This is a genomic window from uncultured Pseudomonas sp., from assembly GCF_943846705.1.
Classification (GTDB): domain Bacteria; phylum Pseudomonadota; class Gammaproteobacteria; order Pseudomonadales; family Pseudomonadaceae; genus Aquipseudomonas.
Window position 1 is genome coordinate 2738729 of the sequence record NZ_OX044366.1, and the last position, 21378, is coordinate 2760106.

24 protein-coding genes are annotated in these 21378 nt (G+C 59.3%); 20 read left to right on the forward strand and 4 right to left on the reverse strand.

The genetic code is table 11. The annotated features are described in order from the left end of the window. Positions 1–66 precede the first annotated feature (66 nt). The 9 genes from Q0V31_RS12840 to sthA all read left to right on the forward strand — a co-directional run bounded on the left by Q0V31_RS12840 (position 67) and on the right by sthA (position 8693). A complete protein-coding gene (locus Q0V31_RS12840) occupies positions 67–1404 on the forward strand; it encodes a Na(+)-translocating NADH-quinone reductase subunit A (protein WP_298188169.1) in 1338 nt (445 codons plus the stop codon). A gap of 3 nt (positions 1405–1407) precedes the next feature. Further along, a complete protein-coding gene (locus Q0V31_RS12845; protein ID WP_298188170.1) occupies positions 1408–2619 on the forward strand; it encodes an NADH:ubiquinone reductase (Na(+)-transporting) subunit B in 1212 nt (403 codons plus the stop codon). After that, positions 2612–3400 carry a Na(+)-translocating NADH-quinone reductase subunit C gene (locus tag Q0V31_RS12850; protein WP_298188171.1) on the forward strand — a complete coding sequence of 263 codons (789 nt, stop codon included), beginning with the start codon at positions 2612–2614 and terminating at the stop codon, positions 3398–3400. The genes Q0V31_RS12845 and Q0V31_RS12850 overlap by 8 nt, the downstream gene beginning before the upstream one ends. Beyond that, positions 3397–4071, forward strand: coding sequence for an NADH:ubiquinone reductase (Na(+)-transporting) subunit D (locus Q0V31_RS12855; RefSeq protein WP_298188172.1), 675 nt, complete (start codon positions 3397–3399; stop codon positions 4069–4071). Before Q0V31_RS12850 ends, Q0V31_RS12855 begins: the two co-directional genes overlap by 4 nt. Continuing rightward, the gene (nqrE, locus tag Q0V31_RS12860) at positions 4071–4679 is read left to right on the forward strand and encodes an NADH:ubiquinone reductase (Na(+)-transporting) subunit E (RefSeq protein ID WP_298188173.1); all 609 of its coding nucleotides are present in this window, start codon (positions 4071–4073) and stop codon (positions 4677–4679) included. The genes Q0V31_RS12855 and nqrE overlap by 1 nt, the downstream gene beginning before the upstream one ends. A 15-nt stretch (positions 4680–4694) precedes the next feature. After that, positions 4695–5921 (forward strand): NADH:ubiquinone reductase (Na(+)-transporting) subunit F, encoded by a 1227-nt coding sequence (nqrF, locus tag Q0V31_RS12865; protein ID WP_298188174.1) that lies wholly within the window; start codon positions 4695–4697, stop codon positions 5919–5921. A gap of 104 nt (positions 5922–6025) precedes the next feature. Further along, entirely contained in the window at positions 6026–6949 is a 924-nt protein-coding gene (locus tag Q0V31_RS12870) for an FAD:protein FMN transferase (protein ID WP_298188175.1), read from the forward strand. Next, positions 6946–7173, forward strand: coding sequence for a (Na+)-NQR maturation NqrM (nqrM, locus tag Q0V31_RS12875; RefSeq protein WP_298188176.1), 228 nt, complete (start codon positions 6946–6948; stop codon positions 7171–7173). Before Q0V31_RS12870 ends, nqrM begins: the two co-directional genes overlap by 4 nt. A gap of 125 nt (positions 7174–7298) precedes the next feature. Continuing rightward, entirely contained in the window at positions 7299–8693 is a 1395-nt protein-coding gene (gene sthA, locus Q0V31_RS12880) for a Si-specific NAD(P)(+) transhydrogenase (protein ID WP_298188177.1), read from the forward strand. Between the two features lie 144 nt (positions 8694–8837). On the opposite strand, the gene Q0V31_RS12885 is transcribed toward sthA, so the two are convergent. The 3 genes from Q0V31_RS12885 to Q0V31_RS12895 are packed head-to-tail and all read right to left on the reverse strand — an operon-like array spanning position 8838 to position 10446. After that, entirely contained in the window at positions 8838–9554 is a 717-nt protein-coding gene (locus tag Q0V31_RS12885; RefSeq protein ID WP_298188178.1) for a glycerophosphodiester phosphodiesterase family protein, read from the reverse strand. After that, complete coding sequence (locus Q0V31_RS12890; protein WP_298188179.1) at positions 9551–9853, reverse strand: phosphodiesterase; 303 nt, start codon at positions 9851–9853, stop codon at positions 9551–9553. The genes Q0V31_RS12885 and Q0V31_RS12890 overlap by 4 nt, the downstream gene beginning before the upstream one ends. 11 nt (positions 9854–9864) lie before the next feature. Beyond that, positions 9865–10446, reverse strand: a complete 582-nt coding sequence (locus tag Q0V31_RS12895; protein ID WP_298188180.1) for a PilZ domain-containing protein — start codon at positions 10444–10446, stop codon at positions 9865–9867. Positions 10447–10540: 94 nt separating this feature from the next. Here Q0V31_RS12895 and Q0V31_RS12900 point away from each other — a divergent pair, with 94 nt between their 5' ends. Genes Q0V31_RS12900 through Q0V31_RS12910 form a run of 3 tightly spaced genes read left to right on the forward strand, consistent with a single transcriptional unit; the run spans position 10541 to position 13726 of the window. Further along, on the forward strand, positions 10541–11791 hold the full coding sequence (locus Q0V31_RS12900) for a lipoprotein-releasing ABC transporter permease subunit (protein WP_298188181.1): 1251 nt from the start codon (positions 10541–10543) through the stop codon (positions 11789–11791). Between the two features lie 7 nt (positions 11792–11798). Beyond that, positions 11799–12482: a lipoprotein-releasing ABC transporter ATP-binding protein LolD gene (gene lolD / locus Q0V31_RS12905; protein WP_298188182.1), complete on the forward strand. Its 684-nt coding sequence runs from the start codon at positions 11799–11801 to the stop codon at positions 12480–12482. Further along, a complete protein-coding gene (locus tag Q0V31_RS12910) occupies positions 12482–13726 on the forward strand; it encodes a lipoprotein-releasing ABC transporter permease subunit (protein WP_298188183.1) in 1245 nt (414 codons plus the stop codon). The genes lolD and Q0V31_RS12910 overlap by 1 nt, the downstream gene beginning before the upstream one ends. A 55-nt stretch (positions 13727–13781) precedes the next feature. Here Q0V31_RS12910 and Q0V31_RS12915 read toward each other — a convergent pair whose 3' ends face one another. After that, a complete protein-coding gene (locus Q0V31_RS12915) occupies positions 13782–14315 on the reverse strand; it encodes a DUF2062 domain-containing protein (protein WP_298188184.1) in 534 nt (177 codons plus the stop codon). A 134-nt stretch (positions 14316–14449) separates the two neighbouring features. On the opposite strand from Q0V31_RS12915, the gene Q0V31_RS12920 reads away from it, so the two are divergent. The 8 genes from Q0V31_RS12920 (at position 14450) to murB (ending at position 21309) form a co-directional block, all read left to right on the forward strand. After that, a complete protein-coding gene (locus tag Q0V31_RS12920; RefSeq protein ID WP_298188185.1) occupies positions 14450–16666 on the forward strand; it encodes a DNA internalization-related competence protein ComEC/Rec2 in 2217 nt (738 codons plus the stop codon). A 78-nt stretch (positions 16667–16744) separates the two neighbouring features. Beyond that, positions 16745–17377, forward strand: a complete 633-nt coding sequence (locus Q0V31_RS12925; protein WP_298188186.1) for a MotA/TolQ/ExbB proton channel family protein — start codon at positions 16745–16747, stop codon at positions 17375–17377. Beyond that, entirely contained in the window at positions 17374–17802 is a 429-nt protein-coding gene (locus Q0V31_RS12930) for a biopolymer transporter ExbD (protein ID WP_298188187.1), read from the forward strand. The genes Q0V31_RS12925 and Q0V31_RS12930 overlap by 4 nt, the downstream gene beginning before the upstream one ends. Before the next feature lie 13 nt (positions 17803–17815). Next, positions 17816–18817 (forward strand): tetraacyldisaccharide 4'-kinase, encoded by a 1002-nt coding sequence (gene lpxK / locus Q0V31_RS12935; protein WP_298188188.1) that lies wholly within the window; start codon positions 17816–17818, stop codon positions 18815–18817. A 61-nt stretch (positions 18818–18878) separates the two neighbouring features. Continuing rightward, on the forward strand, positions 18879–19064 hold the full coding sequence (locus Q0V31_RS12940; protein WP_090238153.1) for a Trm112 family protein: 186 nt from the start codon (positions 18879–18881) through the stop codon (positions 19062–19064). Beyond that, positions 19065–19829 carry a 3-deoxy-manno-octulosonate cytidylyltransferase gene (gene kdsB, locus Q0V31_RS12945; protein ID WP_298188189.1) on the forward strand — a complete coding sequence of 255 codons (765 nt, stop codon included), beginning with the start codon at positions 19065–19067 and terminating at the stop codon, positions 19827–19829. It begins immediately after the preceding gene. Further along, positions 19829–20293, forward strand: coding sequence for a low molecular weight protein-tyrosine-phosphatase (locus Q0V31_RS12950; RefSeq protein ID WP_298188190.1), 465 nt, complete (start codon positions 19829–19831; stop codon positions 20291–20293). Before kdsB ends, Q0V31_RS12950 begins: the two co-directional genes overlap by 1 nt. After that, positions 20290–21309, forward strand: coding sequence for a UDP-N-acetylmuramate dehydrogenase (gene murB / locus Q0V31_RS12955; protein ID WP_298188191.1), 1020 nt, complete (start codon positions 20290–20292; stop codon positions 21307–21309). The genes Q0V31_RS12950 and murB overlap by 4 nt, the downstream gene beginning before the upstream one ends. Positions 21310–21378: the final 69 nt, after the last annotated feature.

Below are 21378 nucleotides of genomic sequence, written 5' to 3' on the forward strand. Positions count from 1 at the left end.
GTATTTTTCTGCGGTGATGTCGTCCGTATTCTAAAAAAGCTTATAAATCAGTGGTTAGGCAAACCTATGATCAAGATTAAAAATGGGCTTGATTTGCCCATAACTGGCGTGCCGACGCAGCGTATTGAGGCTGCAAGGCCTGTGCGTAGCGTCGCTGTCATAGGCTTCGATTATCACGGTATGAAACCTTCGATGGAGGTTCAGGTCGGTGATCGGGTCAAGCTTGGCCAGGTGCTGTTCTCGGACAAGAAGTCGCCAGGCGTGCAGTACACCGCACCTGCCGCAGGGGTGATCAGCGCGATCCACCGTGGCGAAAAGCGTGTGCTGCAGTCGGTGGTGATCGATGTCGAAGGCGATGAGCAAGTTACCTTTGATCAGATCGCAGCAGAGCAGCTGGCGACAGTCGGCGACGCGAAAGTGCGTGAGCTCTTGTTGCAGTCGGGTCTCTGGACTGCGCTGCGCGCCCGTCCGTTCAGCAAGGTGCCGGCAGCAGACGCGCAGCCCAGCTCGATTTTCGTGACGGCCATTGATACGCACCCGTTGGCAGCCGATCCGGCTGTGGTGATTGCCGAGTACGCCGCCGACTTCCAGAACGGTCTGCAGGTACTGAGCAATCTGGCCAAGGTGTTCCTGTGCAAGGCCGAGGGCGCAGCGCTGCCCGGCGAGCAGTTGAGCAAGGTGCAAACTCAAGCCTTTGCCGGTCCTCACCCTGCCGGCTTGCCAGGCACGCATATTCACTTCCTCGATCCGGTCAACGCCACCAAGAGCGTTTGGTCGATCAACTATCAGGACGTAATCGCCGTCGGCAAGCTGTTCACCACGGGCCAACTGTGGACCGAGCGCGTTGTGGCGCTGGCCGGCCCGGTGGTCGAGAAACCGCGTCTGGTGCGTACCCGCCTGGGTGCAAGCCTCAGCGAACTGACGGCCGGTGAACTGCAGCCTGGCTTCAACCGGGTTATTTCCGGTTCGGTGTTGGGTGGCCGTACTGCGCAGGGCGCTTTTGCCTTCCTCGGTCGCTATCACTTGCAGGTGTCCTGCCTGACTGAAGGTAACGAGCGTGAGCTGATGCATTACCTGCGTGCAGGGGTGAACAAGCATTCGGTGATGAACATCTTCGTTTCTAAGCTGATGGCAGCGAAGAAGTTTGCCTTCTCCACCTCTACCAATGGCAGCCCGCGCGCCATGGTGCCGGTGGGCAACTACGAAGCCGTGATGCCGCTGGATATTCTGCCGACACAACTGCTGCGCTACCTGATCGTCGGTGACACCGAGATGGCTCAGAAACTGGGCTGCCTGGAACTCGACGAAGAAGACCTGGCGCTGTGCACCTATGTGTGTGCTGGCAAGTATGAATACGGCCCGATCCTGCGCGACAACCTCGCGCGCATCGAGAAGGAAGGTTAAGTCATGGGTATCCGTGCATTCCTCGATAAAATCGAGCACAACTTTGAAAAAGGCGGCAAGTACGAGAACTGGTATGCCCTCTATGAGGCTGTCGACACGTTCTTTTACCGCCCCGGTAGCGTAACCAAGACCACCGCTCACGTGCGTGACGGCATCGACCTCAAGCGCATGATGATCACCGTGTGGTTGTGTACCTTCCCGATGATGTTTTTCGGCATGTGGAACACCGGTTACCAGGCCAACCTGATCTTCGCTAACAGCCCTGAGCTGCTGGCTGCTCAAGAAGGCTGGCGCTTCGCGCTGATCGGCTCGCTGGCCGGGTTTGACCCGAACAGCCTGTGGGATAACTTTATCCAGGGCGCCGCGTATTTCCTGCCGGTTTATGCCACGGCCTTTATCGTTGGCGGCTTCTGGGAAGTGCTGTTTGCTTCGATCCGCAAGCATGAAGTCAATGAAGGCTTCTTCGTTACCTCGGTGTTGTTTGCCCTGATTCTGCCGCCAAGCATTCCGCTATGGCAGGTGGCGCTGGGTATCAGCTTCGGCGTAGTGATCGGCAAGGAAGTGTTTGGCGGTACCGGTAAGAACTTCCTCAACCCGGCGTTGGCGGGGCGTGCCTTTTTGTTCTTCGCCTACCCGGCGCAAATGTCCGGTGATGCGGTATGGACGGCGGTTGATGGTTTCGCCGGTGCCACGTCGTTGAGTCTGGCGGCAGCTGGCGGCATTGAAAACGTGGTGAGCAGTGGCATCACCTGGATGGACGCCTTTGTTGGCACCATTCACGGTTCCCTGGGCGAAACCAGCACCCTGGCGATTCTGATTGGCGGCGGCGTGCTGCTGATCACCAAAATTGCCAGTTGGCGCATCGTTGCCGGCGTCATGCTGGGGATGATCGGCTTGAGCTTGCTGCTTAACGCACTGGGTTCCAACACCAATCCGATGTTTGCCATGCCGTGGCACTGGCATCTGGTCGTCGGCGGTTTTGCCTTCGGTATGTTCTTTATGGCCACCGACCCCGTGTCGTCGTCCATGACTAACACCGGTAAGTGGATCTTTGGTGCGCTGATCGGCGTCATGGTGGTGTTGATTCGTGTGGTCAACCCAGCCTTCCCTGAAGGCATGATGCTGGCGATTCTGTTCGCCAACCTGTTTGCACCGTTGATCGACCACTTTGTCGTTCAGGCCAATATCAAGCGGAGGCTGGCGCGCAATGTCTAGTCAAAAAGAATCCACCGTCCGTACCCTGGTGGTGGCGTTGTTGGTGTGCCTGGTGTGCTCGGTGTTCGTCGCCGGTGCAGCCATTGCACTGAAACCAACTCAAGTGGACAACCGTCTGCTGGATAAGCAGCGCAGCATTCTGGCAATTGCCGGTTTGGGCGATGCCAGCATGTCCAGCGCTCAGGTCAAAGACATGTTCAAGGGCACCATCAGCGCCAAGCTGGTGGACTTGGAAACCGGTAAGTTCTCTGATGCTAAAGACCCGGTCACCTTCGACCCGTTGAAAGCCTCCAAGGACCCGAAAATGTCCTCGGTGCTCAAGGGCAGTGATGACATTGCCGGGATCAAGCGTCAGGAAAATTTCAGCACCGTGTATGTGGTTGAAAAAGACGGTCAAGTTGAAACCCTGATTCTGCCGGTTCGTGGCTATGGCCTGTGGTCGACCCTGCATGGCTTTATCGCCATCAAGGGCGACCTCAATACCGTGGTGGGCATGGGCTTCTACCAGCATGGCGAAACGCCGGGCCTGGGTGGCGAAGTCGACAACCCGAAGTGGAAAGGCCAATGGCCAGGCAAAACCCTGTTTGATGAGAACGGCAAACTGGCCGTGCAAATCGTCAAAGGTGGTGTCGATGCACAGAGCCCAAATGCAGTGCATCAGGTTGATGGCCTGGCAGGCGCCACGCTGACCAGTGTTGGTGTGGACAATCTGCTGAAATTTTGGCTCGGCCAGAATGGCTTCGGTCCGTTTATTGCGAACCTGCGCGCAGGGGAGGCTTGATCATGTCGCAACCCACGATCAAACAAGTACTGCTAGACCCTATTTTCAACAACAACCCCATCGGCCTACAGATCCTCGGTATCTGTTCCGCTCTGGCGGTGACCTCTAACCTGAAAACTGCACTGGTGATGTCCGCCGCGCTGACGTTGGTAACCGGGTTCTCCAACCTGTTTATTTCGATGATTCGCAGCCAGATCCCAGGTTCGATCCGCATGATCGTACAAATGGTGATTATTGCCTCGCTGGTAATTGTGGTGGACCAGGTGCTCAAGGCCTATGCCTTCAGCTTGTCCAAGCAGTTGTCGGTGTTCGTCGGCTTGATCATCACCAACTGTATCGTGATGGGCCGCGCCGAAGCATTCGCCATGCAGAACCCACCGGTGCTGTCGTTCTTCGACGGTATTGGTAATGGTCTGGGCTACAGCGCCATGTTGATCGCCCTTGGCATCATTCGTGAGCTGTTTGGCGCGGGTAAGTTGATGGGCTACGAAATCATCCCGCTGATCAACGACGGCGGCTGGTACCAGCCGAATGGCATGCTGTTGCTGCCGCCTTCGGCGTTCTTCCTGATTGGCCTGTTTATTTGGGGCATTCGTGTGTGGAAACGCGACCAGATTGAAAAAGAGAGCTTCAAGATGGCACCTCAGGTATCCAACAAGGAGGCCTACTAATGGAGCATTACATCAGCCTGTTCGTCCGTGCGGTGTTCGTTGAGAACATGGCGTTGGCGTTCTTCCTTGGCATGTGTACCTTCATCGCCATCTCAAAAAAGGTCGAAACGGCGATTGGTCTCGGTATCGCTGTAGTGGTGGTGCTGGGCATCACCATGCCGGTGAACAACCTGATCTACACCAACCTGCTCAAGGATGGTGCGCTGGCCTGGGCCGGTTACCCCGAAGTCGATCTGAGCTTCCTCGGCCTGCTGACCTTTATCGGCGTGATCGCGGCGATCGTACAGATCCTCGAGATGGCCCTGGATAAGTACGTGCCCTCGCTATACAACGCCCTCGGCGTGTTCCTGCCGTTGATCACGGTGAACTGCGCCATCATGGGTGGCTCGCTGTTTATGGTCGAGCGCGACTACAACTTGGCGGAAAGTACCGTGTACGGTGTGGGTGCCGGTGTCTCTTGGGCCTTGGCGATTGCTGCACTGGCCGGTATTCGCGAGAAGCTCAAGTACAGCGATGTGCCTGAGGGTCTGCAGGGGCTGGGCATCACCTTTATCACCATCGGTCTGATGTCTCTGGGCTTCATGTCCTTCTCCGGCGTGCAGTTGTAAGGAAGGGATGAATAGATGATTAATTTAGAAATCTTCATCGCCATCGGCATGTTCACCGCCATTGTGCTGGCGTTGGTGCTGATCATTCTCGCGGCGCGCGCCAAGCTGGTTTCCAGCGGTGACGTGAGCATCGAGATCAACGGCGAAAAAACCATTGTGGTGCCAGCCGGCGGCAAGTTGCTGCAGACCTTGGCCGCCAACAATATCTTCCTGTCGTCGGCTTGTGGCGGCGGCGGTACCTGCGCCCAGTGCAAGTGCGTGGTCGAGCACGGCGGCGGTGAAATGCTGCCGACCGAAGAGGCGGCGTTCACCCGTCGCGAGGCCAAGGCTGGCTGGCGCCTGTCCTGCCAGACCCCGGTCAAGCAGGACATGAAGATCGAGGTGCCGGAAGAAGTTTTCGGTGTGAAGAAGTGGGAGTGCACCGTTGAGTCCAACCCTAACGTGGCTACCTTCATCAAGGAATTGACGTTGAAGTTGCCGGAAGGTGAGAACGTCGACTTCCGCGCCGGTGGCTACGTGCAGCTGGAATGCCCGCCGCACGAAGTGCATTACAAAGACTTCGATATTCAGCCTGAGTATCGCGGCGACTGGGACAAGTTCAACCAGTGGAAGTACGTATCCAAGGTCGAGGAGACCGTGATCCGTGCTTACTCCATGGCCAACTATCCGGAAGAAGTGGGCTTGGTGAAGTTCAATATCCGTATTGCTTCGCCGCCACCAGGCAAAGATGATTTGCCACCGGGCCAGATGAGCTCCTGGGTGTTCAGCCTCAAGCCAGGTGACAAGGTCACGGTATACGGTCCGTTTGGTGAGTTCTTCGCCAAGGAAACCGAAGCCGAGATGGTGTTTATCGGCGGTGGTGCCGGTATGGCGCCGATGCGTTCGCACATCTTCGACCAGCTCAAGCGTTTGAAATCGACCCGCAAGATCAGCTTCTGGTACGGCGCGCGCTCCATGCGCGAGGCCTTCTACAACGAAGAGTACGATCAGCTGCAGGCCGAGAACCCCAACTTCACCTGGCACTTGGCGTTGTCTGACCCGCAACCGGAAGACAACTGGACGGGCCTCAAAGGCTTTATCCATAACGTGCTGTACGAAAACTACCTGAAGGACCACAAGGCACCTGAGGAGTGCGAGTTCTACATGTGCGGTCCGCCCATGATGAACGCCGCGGTGATCAAGATGCTGGTTGACCTGGGTGTGGAGGAGGAAAACATCCTGCTCGACGACTTCGGCGGCTAAGCGTGAGCTCAGTGCTACTAAGGCCCGTTATTGCTGTCAGCTTGCTGGCAGCCTTAACGGGCTGCTTGGTTTCAGATCGGGTAGAAGAGTTCACTGGCCCGACCATGGGCAGCACGTACACGATCAAGTACGTGCGCACCCAGGACTCGCCGAGCGCGGAGCTTCTCAAGCGAGAGACTGACGCCATCCTGGCTGAGGTCGACCAGCAGATGTCGACCTACCGTGACGATTCCGTTATCGAGCAATTCAATCAGGCCCCGGCCGGCAGCTGTCAGAGCATGCCGGGGCCAGTGTTGGAGTTGGTCGAAGCGGGGCGTGTGCTCAATGAGCAGAGTCAGGGTGCTTTCGATCTGACCCTTGAACCTTTGCTCAACCTCTGGGGCTTTGGCCCCAAGGCGCGCGTGGAGAAAGTCCCAACGCCTGAGCAGCTCTCAGCTGCGCGTGCGCGTATCGGTATGCAGCATCTGCGGCGTGTCGGTGAGCAGTTGTGCAAGGACGTTGATGTTCAGGTGGATTTCAACAGCATTGCCGCCGGTTATGCCGTAGACCGTGTGGTGCAGCGCCTGACGCAGTTAGGCGTCAGCAGCTACCTGGTGGAAATAACCGGTGAGCTGAAGGCTGCCGGTAAAAAGCCCGATGGCCAGCCGTGGCGTATTGGCCTTGAAGCGCCGCAAGAGGGTGAGCGTGTTGCCCAGCGCATACTCGCACTCGATGGTTACGGGGTTTCTACTTCAGGTGATTACCGAAATTACTTCGAGGAGAATGGCCGGCGTTACTCGCACACCCTCGACCCATTGACCGCTGCACCCATTACCCACTCCTTGGCGGCCGTCACGGTGGTCGATAAATCGACCTTACGCGCCGATGGCTTGTCTACCGTACTGATGGTCATGGGCACTGAGCGTGGTATGGAGTTTGCTGAGCGTATGGCTATCGCCGCGTTTTTCGTGACCCGCGAAGGTGACGCCTTCGTCACACAGGGTACTCAGGCTTTTGAGCAGCTATTTGCTGCAGGAGACGAGCAATGACTTTTTTAGTGGTGTTTCTGGCTATGGTGCTGGTGGTAGGCATGATGGCTGTCGGCGTGATTATGGGCCGTAAGCCGATCGCCGGCTCTTGCGGGGGGATCGCCAACCTGGGTATCGAGAAGGAGTGCTCGATCTGTGGGGGTAGCCGCGAGAAGTGCGAAGAAATCAACAGTGACGCGCCAGCCGATACTCAAGCGCTGGCCTACGACGCGACAAAACGCTAATCGTTCTGCGGCCGGCCAACGCTCGGTTCGCAGCTGATGTATTGATTGTCAGGCTGTGTGCAACACGGTGCTGACCCTGCCGAGAGCGCGGAATAAGTGCTCCGGTATGATCCAAAGGAGTAAACATGGCGGTCTACAACTACGACGTAGTGGTGCTGGGTTCTGGCCCTGCGGGTGAGGGCGCGGCAATGAACGCGGCCAAGGCCGGGCGCAAGGTGGCCGTGGTCGACAGCCGCCGTGAAGTCGGCGGCAACTGCACCCATCTGGGCACTATCCCGTCCAAGGCGCTGCGCCACTCGGTGCGGCAGATCATGCAGTTCAACACCAACCCGATGTTCCGCCAGATCGGCGAGCCGCGCTGGTTCTCCTTTCCCGATGTGCTGAAAAGTGCCGAGCGGGTGATCGCCAAGCAGGTGACTTCGCGCACCGGTTATTACGCGCGCAACCGCATCGACTTGTTTTTCGGCACCGGCAGCTTCGCTGATGAGCACACCATCGAAGTGGTCTGCTCGAACGGCGTGGTAGAGAAGCTGGTAGCCAAGCAGATTGTCATCGCGACCGGCTCGCGGCCTTATCGCCCGTTGGACGTAAACTTTCATCATCCGCGGATCTACGACAGCGATACGATTCTCAGCCTGGGACATACGCCACGGCGGATCATCATTTACGGCGCTGGGGTAATCGGCTCCGAGTACGCCTCGATCTTCAGTGGTCTGGGGGTGGTGGTCGACCTGATCGACAACCGTGACCAGTTGCTGAGCTTCCTCGATGCGGAAATCTCCGATGCGTTGAGCTATCACCTGCGCAACAACAACGTACTTATTCGTCACAACGAAGAGTATGAGCACGTTGAAGGGGTGGAGAACGGGGTGATTCTGCACCTCAAGTCTGGCAAGAAGATCAAGGCCGATGCCTTTCTCTGGTGCAACGGTCGTACCGGTAACACCGACCAGCTGGGTCTGGAGAATATCGGCATCAAGGTCAACAGCCGTGGCCAAGTCGAAGTCGACCAGGCGTACCGCACAGAAGTGCCGGGCGTCTTCGCGGCGGGTGATGTCATTGGCTGGCCGAGCCTGGCCAGTGCGGCCGCCGACCAAGGCCGTTCGGCTGCCGGTAGCATTGTCGATAATGGCAGCTGGCGCTTTGTTGATGACGTGCCGACCGGTATCTACACCATTCCGGAGATCAGCTCGATTGGTAAAACCGAGCGCGAACTGACCCAGGCCAAGATTCCTTACGAAGTCGGCAAGGCGTTCTTCAAGGGCATGGCGCGGGCGCAGATTTCCCACGAGCCAGTGGGCATGCTCAAGCTGCTGTTCCACCGCGAGACCCTGGAAGTACTCGGCGTGCATTGCTTCGGCTACCAAGCCTCGGAGATCGTGCATATCGGCCAGGCGATCATGAACCAGAAGGGCGAAGCCAACAGCATCAAGTACTTCGTCAACACCACCTTCAATTACCCGACCATGGCGGAAGCCTATCGCGTGGCGGCGTTTGACGGTCTCAACCGGCTTTTTTGAGCGGCTCCGGCCGGTGGCCTGAGCCGGCTGGGGAGGACCCGTTCAGTGACTCCTGCGACTGGCGCTGGCCGAATCGCGAGAGTTTCTGACAGGCTTAACGAAAAACCGGCCCATTAGGCCGGTTTTTCGTTTTTGCAGTGGGCGCTATTGCAGCGCGGCCACGGCCAAGCCAGGGAAGTCGGTGATGATGCTGTCCACCCCGAAGTCGGCCAGACGCCGCATCAGGGCAGGTTCGTTGACCGTCCATACGGAGACGTGCAAGCCGGCTTTCTGCGCTTTTAGCAGGCGTTCCGGGGTGCACAGCGTCCAGTTCAGGGCGAGTAGGTGGCAACCGTAATGCTTGGCGACTTTCAGCGGGTCAAGCCAGGCGTATTCGGCGACCAGGCCGCGCTGTAAGTGCGGACTCTGGCGCTGTAAGGCCCTGAGCACCTCGCGTGAACTAGAGGTGACGGTGACTTTGTCAGTCAGCTTGTAGCGTTCGGCCAGTTCGGCAATCGCCTTGACCATGCGTGCTGAGCGAACCTTTGAGGCGCTTTTAACTTCCAGTTGCCAGTGCTCGAAGCCGCACTGTTGGAACAATTCTTCCAGGCGTGGAATCGGGCAGGGCATCACCGCGCCAGGGCCGCCTAGGCGTGCGTCGTAGGTCACCAGCTCGGCGGCGTCATGCTCAACCACTTTGCCACGGCGGCCGGTGGTGCGCTTGAGCGTAGGGTCATGAATCACCATCAACTCGCCATCGCGCGATAAATGCAAATCCAGCTCGCAGCGGTTCACACCATGCTTCAGGCATTGCTGGAAGCTGACCAGAGTGTTTTCTGGCAGCTCGCCTTTGGCACCGCGATGTCCGTAGATGACTGTCACTGTTGCTCCTTACTGGGCCTGGCTGCGCCGGGTTGATGGTGGCGCACGCTGTTAATGACATGGCTGTGTTCGAAATAGACGCTGAATTCACGGTAGTCCCAGCGGGTGATTGGCGGGTTGCCGACGCTGGGGTGCTCTGTATCGGCCAGACCAAAGCGCTCCAGTACGGCGCGCTGTGATTCGCCGAACTGAGGCAGTGCAACATTCCCATAACCTTGTTGGCCGACGGGAATGTGCAGGGTCTCGGCGAATACACTGAAAGACATTAGTAGGGCGAGAAGGGCAAGCAGGCGTGGCATGGTGGCTCCTATCACGGTTGCAGGGGCTGATCACGGGCCTGGCGGCGCTCCAGGGCCTGGCGTTGCAGGATATGCCGGGCGAGTAACTGGCGCTGGGCGTCGCTGAGGGCTTCGAACTCGGCGCCGATTTCGAACTGTTGCGACGGCAATGCCTGGCAATGCACCACCTTAGCCCTTAACAGCAGGCCAAGGGCCTGAGGCATCAGCACCATTTTCAGTGCCAAGTGCGAGTCGACGGCAACGGCTTGGTGATTGTTGAAGCTGACACCGCCCTCAGACAGGCTAACCCGGCGCGGTGAGCCAATGTCACGCAGCAGGCTTTGCGCCACCGCCTGGCCGAGCAGATCAATGCGCTTATTCATCACCTTGAGGTAATTGGCCAGCGTGCGGTCGCGCTCACTAATATGCCGCAGCAAATGCTGCGACTCGAAGTCCATCAAATGCAGATCGCTGAGCAGGTTGAACAGCGGTGAATTGTCGTGAAGTTCATCACTGGCCAGGGCTTCTGGGCCTGAGAGCAGGGTGAATTCCAGTGCGATCGTATCGTCGATACGATAGTATTCGCGGCGATCATCTTCATCTTGAGTCGGCATAGCGAACCCATGGCAGCAGTAGTGGTCAGAGTGTAAGGCTGCTTGCCAAGCCCCGCCACAAGGACGTTTCTTTTCCCCTCGAATCAGCCCCGACATGTTCAGACCTTTGTTCGTATTTATCGGCACGCGCTACACGCGGGCCAAGCGTCGCAATCACTTCGTCTCCTTTATCTCCCTGACCTCGATGATCGGGCTGGCGCTTGGCGTGCTGGTGATGATTCTGGTGTTGTCGGTGATGAATGGGTTCGACCATGAAATGCGCACCCGCGTGCTCGGTATGGTCCCGCACGCTACCGTCGAAAGTGCCACGCCGATCAGTGATTGGCGCAGCCTGGCCGAGAAAACCCAAAGCAATCCGCAGGTCTTGGCAGTTGCCCCGTTTAGTCAGATGCAGGGCCTGTTGAGCAACGATGGCAAGGTGCAGAAAGTCTTGATCAATGCGGTCGACCCGCTTGAGGAAAGCAAGGTCTCGATCATCGACAATTTCTTTCAGCAGGGGCGTCTAGATGCCTTGCAGCCGGGTGAGTTCGGCATGGTGCTGGGCGATAAAGCCGCGGCTAAGCTCGGCGTCGCTATGGGTGACAAAATCACTTTCGTCGCGCCGGAAGTCACGGTCACCCCGGCCGGCATGTTCCCCCGGCTCAAGCGCTTTACCGTGGTCGGTATCTTCCATGTCGGCGCGGGCGAGATCGATGGCCATTTGGCCCTGACCCATGTCCAGGATCTGGCGCGCTTGCAGCGTTGGCAGCCTGATCAGGTGCAGGGCATTCGCCTCAAGTTCGCCGACTTGTTCGCAGCCCCGCGCACTGCCTGGGCGCTGGCGCAAACCCTCGGTGAGGGTGATTACTATGCCCGCGACTGGACCCGCACCCACGGCAACCTGTATCAGGCAATTCGCATGGAGAAGGCGATGATTGGCTTGCTGCTGTTGCTGATTGTGGCGGTCGCCGCCTTCAACATCATTTCTACCTTGGTCATGGTGGTTACCGACAAGAAAGGTGATATCGCCATTTTGCGTACCCTGGGTGCGACGCCGCGGCAGATCATGGCGATCTTTATGGTTCAAGGTACGGTGATTGGCGTATTCGGCACGGTCATTGGCGCTGTGCTGGGTTGCCTGGCCGCGCTGAATATCAGCGCTGCGATTGCCGCGTTGGAAGGGCTGCTGGGGATCAAGTTTCTCAATGCCGATGTGTACTTCATCGACTACCTGCCTTCGCAGCTCATGCTGGCAGACGTGCTGCTGGTGTGCGGCGCGGCGCTGGTTCTAAGTTTCTTCGCCACCCTTTATCCGGCCTGGCGCGCGGCACGTACCCAGCCCGCGGAGGCTCTGCGTTATGAGTGATCAGGTTATGCAAGATCGTGCAGTGTTGAGTTGTCGCAACCTCGGTAAAAGCTACGACGAGGGCCCGCAATCAGTGGTGGTGCTGGAGGGTTTGCAGCTGGAGCTGCACCCCGGCGAGCGGGTGGCGATTGTCGGCAGTTCTGGCTCGGGCAAGAGCACCTTGCTGAATATGCTCGGCGGCCTGGATACGCCGAGCACCGGCAGTGTCTGGCTGGCAGGCGAAGAGTTGTCGGCGCTGAATGAAAAGCAGCGCGGCCTGCTGCGCAACCGCGCCTTGGGCTTCGTTTATCAGTTCCACCACCTGTTGCCGGAATTCACCGCGTTGGAAAACGTCTGCATGCCCTTGCTGATTGGTCGTACGTCGATCAGCGAAGCCCGTCAGCGCGCCACCGCGCTGCTGGAGCGGGTGGGTCTCGGTCATCGATTGGCGCACAAGCCGTCGGAGTTGTCCGGCGGTGAGCGGCAGCGGGTGGCGATTGCCCGCGCGCTGGTCAACCAGCCTGGGCTGGTGCTGCTTGATGAGCCTACTGGCAACCTCGATCACCACACCGCGCAAGGTATTCAGGACCTGATGAAGGAACTGAGCACGTCCTCGCAAACGGCCTTCTTGGTGGTGACTCACGACATGGCGCTGGCCCAGCAGATGGACCGTATCTTGCGCCTGGAAGATGGCAAGCTGGTGGCCGCCTGATGTTTCGTCCGCTGAGTATCTTTATCGGTATCCGCTATACCGGGGCCAAGCGGCGCAATCATTTTATTTCCTTTATCTCGATGACCTCGATGATCGGCCTGGCTCTCGGCGTGCTGGCGATGATTGTGGTGCTGTCGGTGATGAATGGTTTTCAGAAGGAAATGAGCACACGCATCCTCGGCATGGTGCCGCACGCCAGTATTGCCGGGGTTAAGCCGCTGGATGATTGGCAGGCGGTGGCCGCTGTAGCCCGGCAGAACCCGCAGGTGCAGGCGGCGGTGCCGTTTGCCGAATTGGAGGGCATGCTCTCGGCCCGCGGGGTGATGCAGCCGGTGCAGTTGCACGGTATTGATCCGGCGCTTGAGCCACAGGTGTCGATCATCGACCAACACATGCAGCAAGGCCGCCTGAGCGACTTGCGTGAAGGCGAGTTTGGTGTGGTGCTCGGTGAGATCACTGCGCGGCGTTTCCAGTTGGGTGTTGGCGACAAGCTGGCGTTGATTGTGCCGGAACTGAGTAGCGTGCCGGGCGGCATCAGCCCACGCATGCAGCGCCTCAATGTGGTGGGTATTTTCAAGGTTGGCGCCGAGTTGGACAGCTCGTTGGCGCTGATACATGTTGCTGATGCCGCGCACATCCAGCGCATGCAACCGGGGCAGGTGCAAAGCGTGCGGCTAAAACTGCAGGACCTTTATCAGGCCCCGCAGGTGGCTGCGCAGATTGTCAGCGGTCTGGGTGCCGGGTACATCGCCAGCGACTGGACCCTGACCCAGGGCAGCCTGTTCAGCGCGATGAAAATGGAAAAAACCATGATCGGCCTGTTGCTGCTGCTGATCGTCGCGGTGGCCGCTTTTAATATCATCGCCACACTGATTATGGTGGTGGCGGACAAAGGTGCAGACATCGCCATCCTGCGCACCCTGGGTGCAACGCCGGGACAAATCATGGGCATCTTTATGGTCCAGGGTACGGTGATTGGCGTGATTGGTACGGTGATCGGCGCGGTGCTGGGGGTGCTAGCGGCGCTTAATGTCAGCCAGCTGGTGGGCTGGATCGAGCGCTTGAGCGGGCAGCAGGTGATGAGTTCGGATGTCTACTTCATCAGCAATCTGCCATCTGAACTGTTGCTGTCGGATGTTCTGCTGATTTGCGGGGCGGCGTTCACCCTGAGCTTTCTGGCCACCGTCTATCCATCCTGGCGGGCTGCGCAGATTCAGCCAGCCGATGCACTGCGTTACGAATAAGCTACGCTGGCAGAAACAAAAAAGCCGTTACTGAGTCAGTAACGGCTTTTTTGTTTCAGTGTTGCGCGTTGTGCTGCTGACGTTTTTCCTGACGTTTGCGCCAGTTATGTTGCACCCACCAGCGCCAGTAAGCGTTGGTGCCGAAATAGCCGATCAGGCCGAGTATCAGGCCAATTGCCAGGGAGCCGAGATAAAGTGGCTGCCAGTGGGTTTGCAGGACATGGCCGACCCAACCAATGGTGATGTGATCAGGCATTTGCAGGGTCGGCGTATTCATCAGCCAGGCGCCGAACTTATAGCTGCAGTAGAACACCGGCGGCATGGTGATCGGGTTGGTCAGCCAGACCAGGCCAATCGAAATCGGCAGGTTGCCCCGGGCAGGAATAGCCACGGCCGCTGCGGCCAGCATCTGCATGGGCATGGGGATCATCGCCCAGAACAGGCCGATGGCCATGGCGCGTGAAACAGAATGGCGGTTCAGGTGCCAGAGGTTCGGGTCATGAATGAGGCTCCCCAGAAAGCGCAGCGACTTATTGTCCCTGATGCGGTCTGGGTGGGGCATGTAGCGCTTGAATAAACGACGCGGCATGAAGGCTCTCTGGCAGGTAAAAGCGCCGACATTATGCACCCATTGATCAGCGCCTGCTTTCACACTTTGTGACAGCAAATATGCAAAAGCTGATCAGCAGGTTAATTGCTCTACCCGACTCATGGAGCGAGTCTATGCGCCTAGGGATATTAACGTTGGTGGCCGGGCTGTTGACGCTGCGCTTTCTTCCAGCCTTGCCGCCGTTCTGGCTGCTGGCGCTGCTGCCGGTTGTGGGCTTGATGCTGCTGCCGTATCGCAGTTATCCCATCGCCTTATTTCTATTTGGTTTTACCTGGTCCTGCGTGAGTGCACAGTGGGCGCTGGATCAGCGTCTGGCGCATGCATTGGACGCGCGCACCCTGTGGCTGCAGGGGCAAGTGGTTGGCCTGCCAGAGGTCAGTGAGGGGGTGGTGCGTTTTCAGTTGCAGCGGCCGGTTTCACGCCGCGCGGCATTGCCCGAACGGTTGCGTCTGTCTTGGTACGGCGGGCCTGTGTTGCAGGCGGGGCAGACCTGGCGCTTAGCCGTTCGCCTCAAGCGCCCGCATGGCTTGGTCAATCCACAGGCATTTGATTATGAAGCCTGGTTGCTGGCGCAACGCGTCGGAGCCAGCGGCACGGTGAAGGCCGGTGAGCTGATTTATCCCGCCAGTGGCACCGGTGCCTGGCGTGACCGCTTGCGTCAGCACCTGCTGGCAACCCCGGCACATGGCCGCGCGGGTGCACTGGCCGCCTTGGTGCTGGGGGATGGCTCGGGGCTGTCGACGGCAGACTGGCGGGTGCTGCAGGACACCGGCACGGTGCACCTGATGGTCATCTCGGGCCAGCATATCGGTCTTTTAGCAACGCTGCTGTATGGGCTGGTTGCGGGGTTGGCGCGCTTGGGATGGTGGCCGCGGCGCTGGCCCTGGCTGCCCTGCGCCAGTGCGTTGGCTTTTACCGGTGCATTGGCGTACGGCTTACTGGCAGGTTTCGAGGTGCCGGTGCAGCGTGCCTGCGTGATGGTCGGCCTGGTGTTGTTATGGCGTTGGCGTTTCCGCCATCTGGGCGTCCGGTTGCCCGTCTTGCTGGCATTGCTTGTGGTGTTGCTAGTGGAGCCGCTGGCCAGTTTGCAGCCAGGGTTCTGGTTGTCTTTTGGCGCGGTGTTGCTGTTAGTGCTGATCTTCAGTGGCCGCTTAGGTGCCTGGTCTTGGTGGCGCACCCTGCTGCGTGCGCAGTGGGGGATGGCCATTGGTTTGCTGCCGTTATTGCTGGCGCTGGGTTTGCCGGTGAGCGCCAGCGGGCCGTTGGCCAATGTGATCGCCGTGCCTGTCGTCGGCTTGTTGGTCGTACCGTTGGCGCTGCTCGGCACACTCTTGCTGGCTTTGCCTGGTTTGGGGCCTGCGCTGCTCGAGATCGCAGGCTGGGTGTTGGACCTGCTATTCGAGTTGCTTGCACGGCTTGCCATGTGGCTGCCTGCTTGGTTGCCCAGTGCGTTGCCATTCTGGGCCTGGCTGTTGGTGGCGCTGGGTGCGTTGGTCTTGCTATTACCCGCTGCATTGCCGATGCGCAGTCTGGGTGCTGTATTGTTGCTGCCCTTGTTGTTCAGCCCGCAGCAGCGGCCTGAGTATGGCCGGGCCGAGGTGTTGATGCTGGATGTCGGTCAGGGCCTTGCGGTGCTGGTGCGTACCCAGGGGCACGACCTGCTGTATGACGCCGGCCCACGCTTTGGCGAGTTCGACACGGGGGAGCGGGTGGTACTGCCATCGTTGCGCGCGTTGGATGTGCGCGGGCTAGATCTACTGTTGCTCAGCCATGCCGATAATGATCATGCCGGCGGTGCCGTGGCGATAGCGCGTGGTTTGCCGGTTAGGCGTGTGCTCAGTGGGGAGCCTGACAAGTTGCCACGCTCGTTGCGGGCTGACGCTTGCGGGCGTGAGCATTGGCAGTGGGATGGCGTGCACTTCACTACCTGGCAATGGCCGGGGGCGGCCAATGGCAATCAGGCGTCCTGTGTGTTGCGCATCGAGGCTAACGGCGAGCGCCTGTGGCTGACCGGTGATATCGATAGCCAGGCCGAGCGCGCCTTGCTTAACAGCGGTCTGGACATGCCAGCGCAGTGGTTGCTGGCCCCCCACCATGGCAGTCGCAGCTCGTCTTCCGCTGCGCTGCTGGCACAGGTCGCGCCGGCGGCTGTGCTGATCTCCCGTGGTGCGCACAACGCTTTTGGCCACCCGCATGCTGCAGTGCTGGCTCGCTACCGTGCGCAGGATATGCGGCTGTATGACAGCGTTTTGCACGGCGCGGTACGGATTCGCCTGGGTGCATTCGAGCCTGCACAGGGTTTGCGTGAACATGCACGGTTTTGGCGGTAAAAATGAGAACGGCGACGGTCGGCGAGGCCGCGACCCTATGCTAGAGTGGCGCCACTTTTGAGAAGGGGATCTGCCACCGTGTGGGAACTGGTAAAAGCTGGCGGCTGGATGATGCTGCCGATCATTCTGTGTTCTATCGCTGCGGCCGGCATTGTTGCCGAGCGCCTGTGGACGCTGCGGCCTAGTCGCATCACCCCACCCAACCTGCTCGGCCAGGTGTGGAAGTGGATCAAAGAGAAAAAGCTCAATAACCAGAAGCTCAAGGAGCTGCGCGCCAACTCACCGTTGGGGCAGATTCTCGCGGCGGGTTTGGCCAACTCCAAGCATGGTCGCGAGATCATGAAAGAGTGCATTCAAGAGGCGGCCGCGCGGGTGATTCATGACCTGGAGCGCTACCTCAATGCCCTAGGCACCATCGCCGGCATCGCGCCGCTGCTGGGTTTGCTTGGCACGGTGCTGGGTATGATCGAAATCTTCAGCTCTTTTATGGGCTCGGGTATGGCCAATGCGGCGTTGCTCGCTGGCGGTATTTCCAAGGCGCTGATCACCACGGCTGCTGGCCTGATGGTGGCCATTCCGGCACTGTTCTTCCATCGTTATCTGCAGCGCCGCGTCGATGAGTTGGTGGTCGGCATGGAGCAGGAAGCGATTCGCCTGGTGGAAGTGGTGCAGGGTGACCGTGATGTCGATCTGGGCGAGGACAAGGCGTGAAATTCCGGCGTAAACCGCGGGAAAACGTCGAGATCAACCTGGCCTCGTTGATCGACGTGGTATTTATCCTGCTGCTGTTCTTTGTGGTCACCACGACCTTCACTCGGGAAACCCAGCTCAAGGTTGATCTGCCAGAAGCGGCCAGCGGTACGCCGCCGGAACAGACCGAATTGAAGCAGCTGGAAATCCTGATTGCCGCCGACGGCAGCTATTCGCTGAATGCCAAGCAGCTGCTGAAAAGCGACCTGCCAAGCCTGATGGCGGCATTGCAGAAAGAGTCCGATGGTGATAACAGCCTGCCGCTGATCATCAGTGCTGATGCCAAGGCGCAGCATCAGGCAGTTATCACCGCCATGGATGCCGCCGGCAAGCTTGGCTTTGCCCATCTGCGCATGACCACCGTCGAGGCGCAAGCCGCGCCTTGAGGGCTGCCTGCCAATGAGCCTGTCTGATCGCCTCACGGCTGCCTGGTATGCCGGTCATCCGGCGCTAGGCCTGCTGCGCCCGCTGGAATGGTTGTATCGCAGTGTGGTGCAGCGCAAGCGTGCGCGTTTTCTCGCCGGTGAGGGGGCGATCTACCGCGCACCTGTACCGGTTGTGGTGGTGGGCAATATCACCGTGGGTGGCACCGGCAAGACCCCGATGATTCTCTGGTTGATCGAGCATTGCCGCCGCCAAGGCCTGCGCGTCGGTGTGGTCAGTCGCGGTTACGGCGCGCAGCCGCCGCAGTTGCCCTGGCGGGTGCAAGCCGATCAGGACGCCAGTGTCGCGGGCGATGAACCCTTGCTGATTGTGCAGCGCAGTGGTGTAGCGTTGATGATCGACCCTGATCGCAGTCGCGCCGTGGCCGCCTTGCTGGCTGCGGAACCGCTGGACTTGATCCTCAGTGATGATGGTTTGCAGCACTATCGACTGGCCCGTGATCTGGAATTGGTGTTGATCGATGCGGCTCGCGGCCTGGGCAACCAGCATTGCCTGCCTGCTGGGCCATTGCGCGAGCCGGTCGAGCGCTTGCAGAGCGTCGATGCATTGCTCTATAACGGCGCGGCCAGTGACCCGCCAGCCGGCTACGGCTTTACCTTGCGACCGCGCAGCTTGGTCAACCTGCGCAGTGGCGAGCAGCGCCCGTTAAGTCATTTCTCACCTGGCCAGGCCTTGCATGCAGTGGCCGGTATTGGCAACCCGCAGCGTTTCTTCACTACCCTCGAAGGGCTACACTGGCGACCTGTCGCGCATGCCTTTGCCGACCATGCACCGTACAGCGCCGAGTTGCTGAATTTCAGCCCGACACTGCCACTGGTGATGACGGAAAAGGATGCGGTTAAGTGCCGTGCCTTTGCGGCTGACGATTGGTGGTACCTGGCGGTGGATGCCGAACCCTCGGCTGCGTTTGTCGCCTGGTTTGATCAGCAATTGCAGCGCCTTGTGCCGCGCACCTGAGTGCCCCGATCATTTGGCGAGCGATCTCGCCCCCGCAGCTGCTCTACATCAAGGATCTCCCATGGACCCGAAACTACTCGATATTCTCGCCTGCCCGCTGTGCAAGGGCCCGTTGAAGCTGGTGGCTGACAAGAGCGAGCTGATCTGCAAGGCCGATGCGCTGGCCTTTCCGGTCCGCGACGGCATTCCAGTGATGCTGGAGACCGAAGCCCGCACCCTCAACGTCGACGAGCGTTTGGACAAGTAAATGAGCACTGCCTTTACCGTTGTGATTCCGGCGCGTTTCGCTTCCAGTCGCCTGCCGGGCAAGCCGCTGCAGGAGATTGCCGGCAAACCGATGATTCAGCATGTCTGGGAGCAGGCCTGCCGCAGCAGTGCTCAGCAAGTGGTGGTGGCCACTGATGACGCACGGATTGTTGAGGTGTGCCGTGGCTTTGGTGCGCAGGTGCTGTTGACCCGCGTCGACCACAATTCCGGCACCGACCGCCTGGCTGAAGTGGCGACGGCCCTAGGCCTGGCCGCGGATGCCATCGTGGTTAATGTGCAGGGCGACGAGCCGCTGATTCCGCCGGCCATTATCGATCAGGTAGCGGCCAATCTCGCAGCTAACCCACAAGCGGCGATTGCCACCCTGGCTGAGCCGATTGACGATGTGCAGGCGTTATTTAATCCCAATGTAGTCAAGGTGGTCAGCGACAAGTCGGGCTTGGCCTTGACCTTCAGTCGTGCGCCGCTGGCCTGGGCTCGCGATGCGTTTGCCAAGAGCCGTGACCAATTGCCAGCGGGTGTGCCGTATCGCCGGCATATCGGTATCTACGCTTACCGCGCGCAGTTTCTGCATGACTTCGTCAGCTGGGGGCCGTGCTGGCTTGAAGACACCGAGTGCCTGGAGCAGTTGCGCGCACTCTGGCATGGCGTACGCATTCATGTTGCCGATGCCCTGGAGGCGCCGCCAGCAGGCGTTGATACCGCAGAAGATCTGCAGCGGGTTCGCCGCCTATTGGAGGCCTGATGCGCGTTCTGTTCGTCTGCCTGGGGAATATCTGCCGCTCGCCCACGGCTGAGGGCGTGTTGCGCCATAAGCTGCGTGCGGCGGGGCTGGAAGGGCGTATCGAGGTTGATTCTGCCGGTACCAGTGACTGGCATGTGGGCAAGGCTGCGGATATGCGCACGCGTCAGGCCGCGCAACAGCGCGGCTATGACTTGTCGGCGCTACGCGGGCGGCAGGCCACGGCTGAAGATTTTCACGCGTTTGACCTGATTCTGGCGATGGACAACAGCAACCTGCGCAACCTGCAGCAATTGCGTCCGGGCAATGCGCCGGCCGAGCTGGATTTGTTTCTTCGGCGTTATCAGCTTGAACTGGATGAGGTGCCTGATCCTTATTACGGCGGCGAAGCCGGGTTTACCCAGGTGCTGGATTTGATCGAGCAGGCCTGTGATGCCTTGGTGCTTGAGCTCAAGGGGCGCTTATGAGCCTGCAGGTGCGTACTCAGGTATCGCTCAAGCCGTATAACAGTTTTGCTGTCGAGGCCTGCGCCAGCCATTTCGCCGAGGCTGAAAATGATCAGCAGGTGCGTGAGGCGCTGAGCTATGCGCAAGCACAGCAGTTGCCGCTGCTGTTGTTGGGTGGCGGCAGCAACCTGCTGCTCACGGCGGATGTCGAAGCATTGGTGCTGCGCATGGCCAGTCGTGGTATTCGTGTGCTTGAGGATGATGGCGAACACGTATTGATTGAAGCGGAGGCAGGCGAGCCCTGGCATCCGTTTGTGCAGTGGACGCTGACCCAGGGCTTTGCTGGGCTGGAAAACCTCAGCCTGATTCCTGGCACCGTGGGTGCGGCTCCCGTGCAGAACATTGGCGCTTACGGCGTCGAGCTGAAAGATTTGTTTGTCGGCCTAACGGCGCTCGATCGTCATAGTGGCGAGCTGCGCGAGTTTTCTCTGCAGGCGTGCGGCTTTGCCTATCGCGACAGTCTATTTAAGCGTGAAAGCGGGCGCTGGGTGATTTTGCGTGTGCGCTTTGCCTTGAGTCGCTCGGCGACGCTGCACTTGGGCTACGGGCCGGTGAGTCAGCGCCTGGTGGAGCAGGGGATTGCCGCGCCGAATGCACAGGATGTGAGTCGTGCAATCTGTGCCATTCGTAGTGAAAAACTGCCGGACCCAGCTGAGCTGGGCAATGCCGGAAGTTTCTTCAAGAACCCTCTGATTTCTGCCGAGTTGGCGCAGCGCTTGCGCGCTGAGCATGCCGATTTGGTGGCTTATCCGCAGGCAGACGGGCAGGTCAAGCTAGCGGCTGGCTGGCTGATTGAGCGTGCGGGCTGGAAGGGTTTTCGCGAGGGTGATGCCGGTGTGCATCGCTTGCAGGCGCTGGTACTGGTTAACTACGGGGCCGCCACGGGTGTGCAGTTGTTGAGTCTGGCGCAGCGTATTCAGGCAGACATTGCCCTGCGTTTTGCGGTTGAGCTAGAGATCGAACCAAACGTACTGTAACGCATGGCTGAGTGGTGTCAGGGCTGATGATTTGATCGCGTAATAACGCAAAAGGGGATGCCGAAGCAT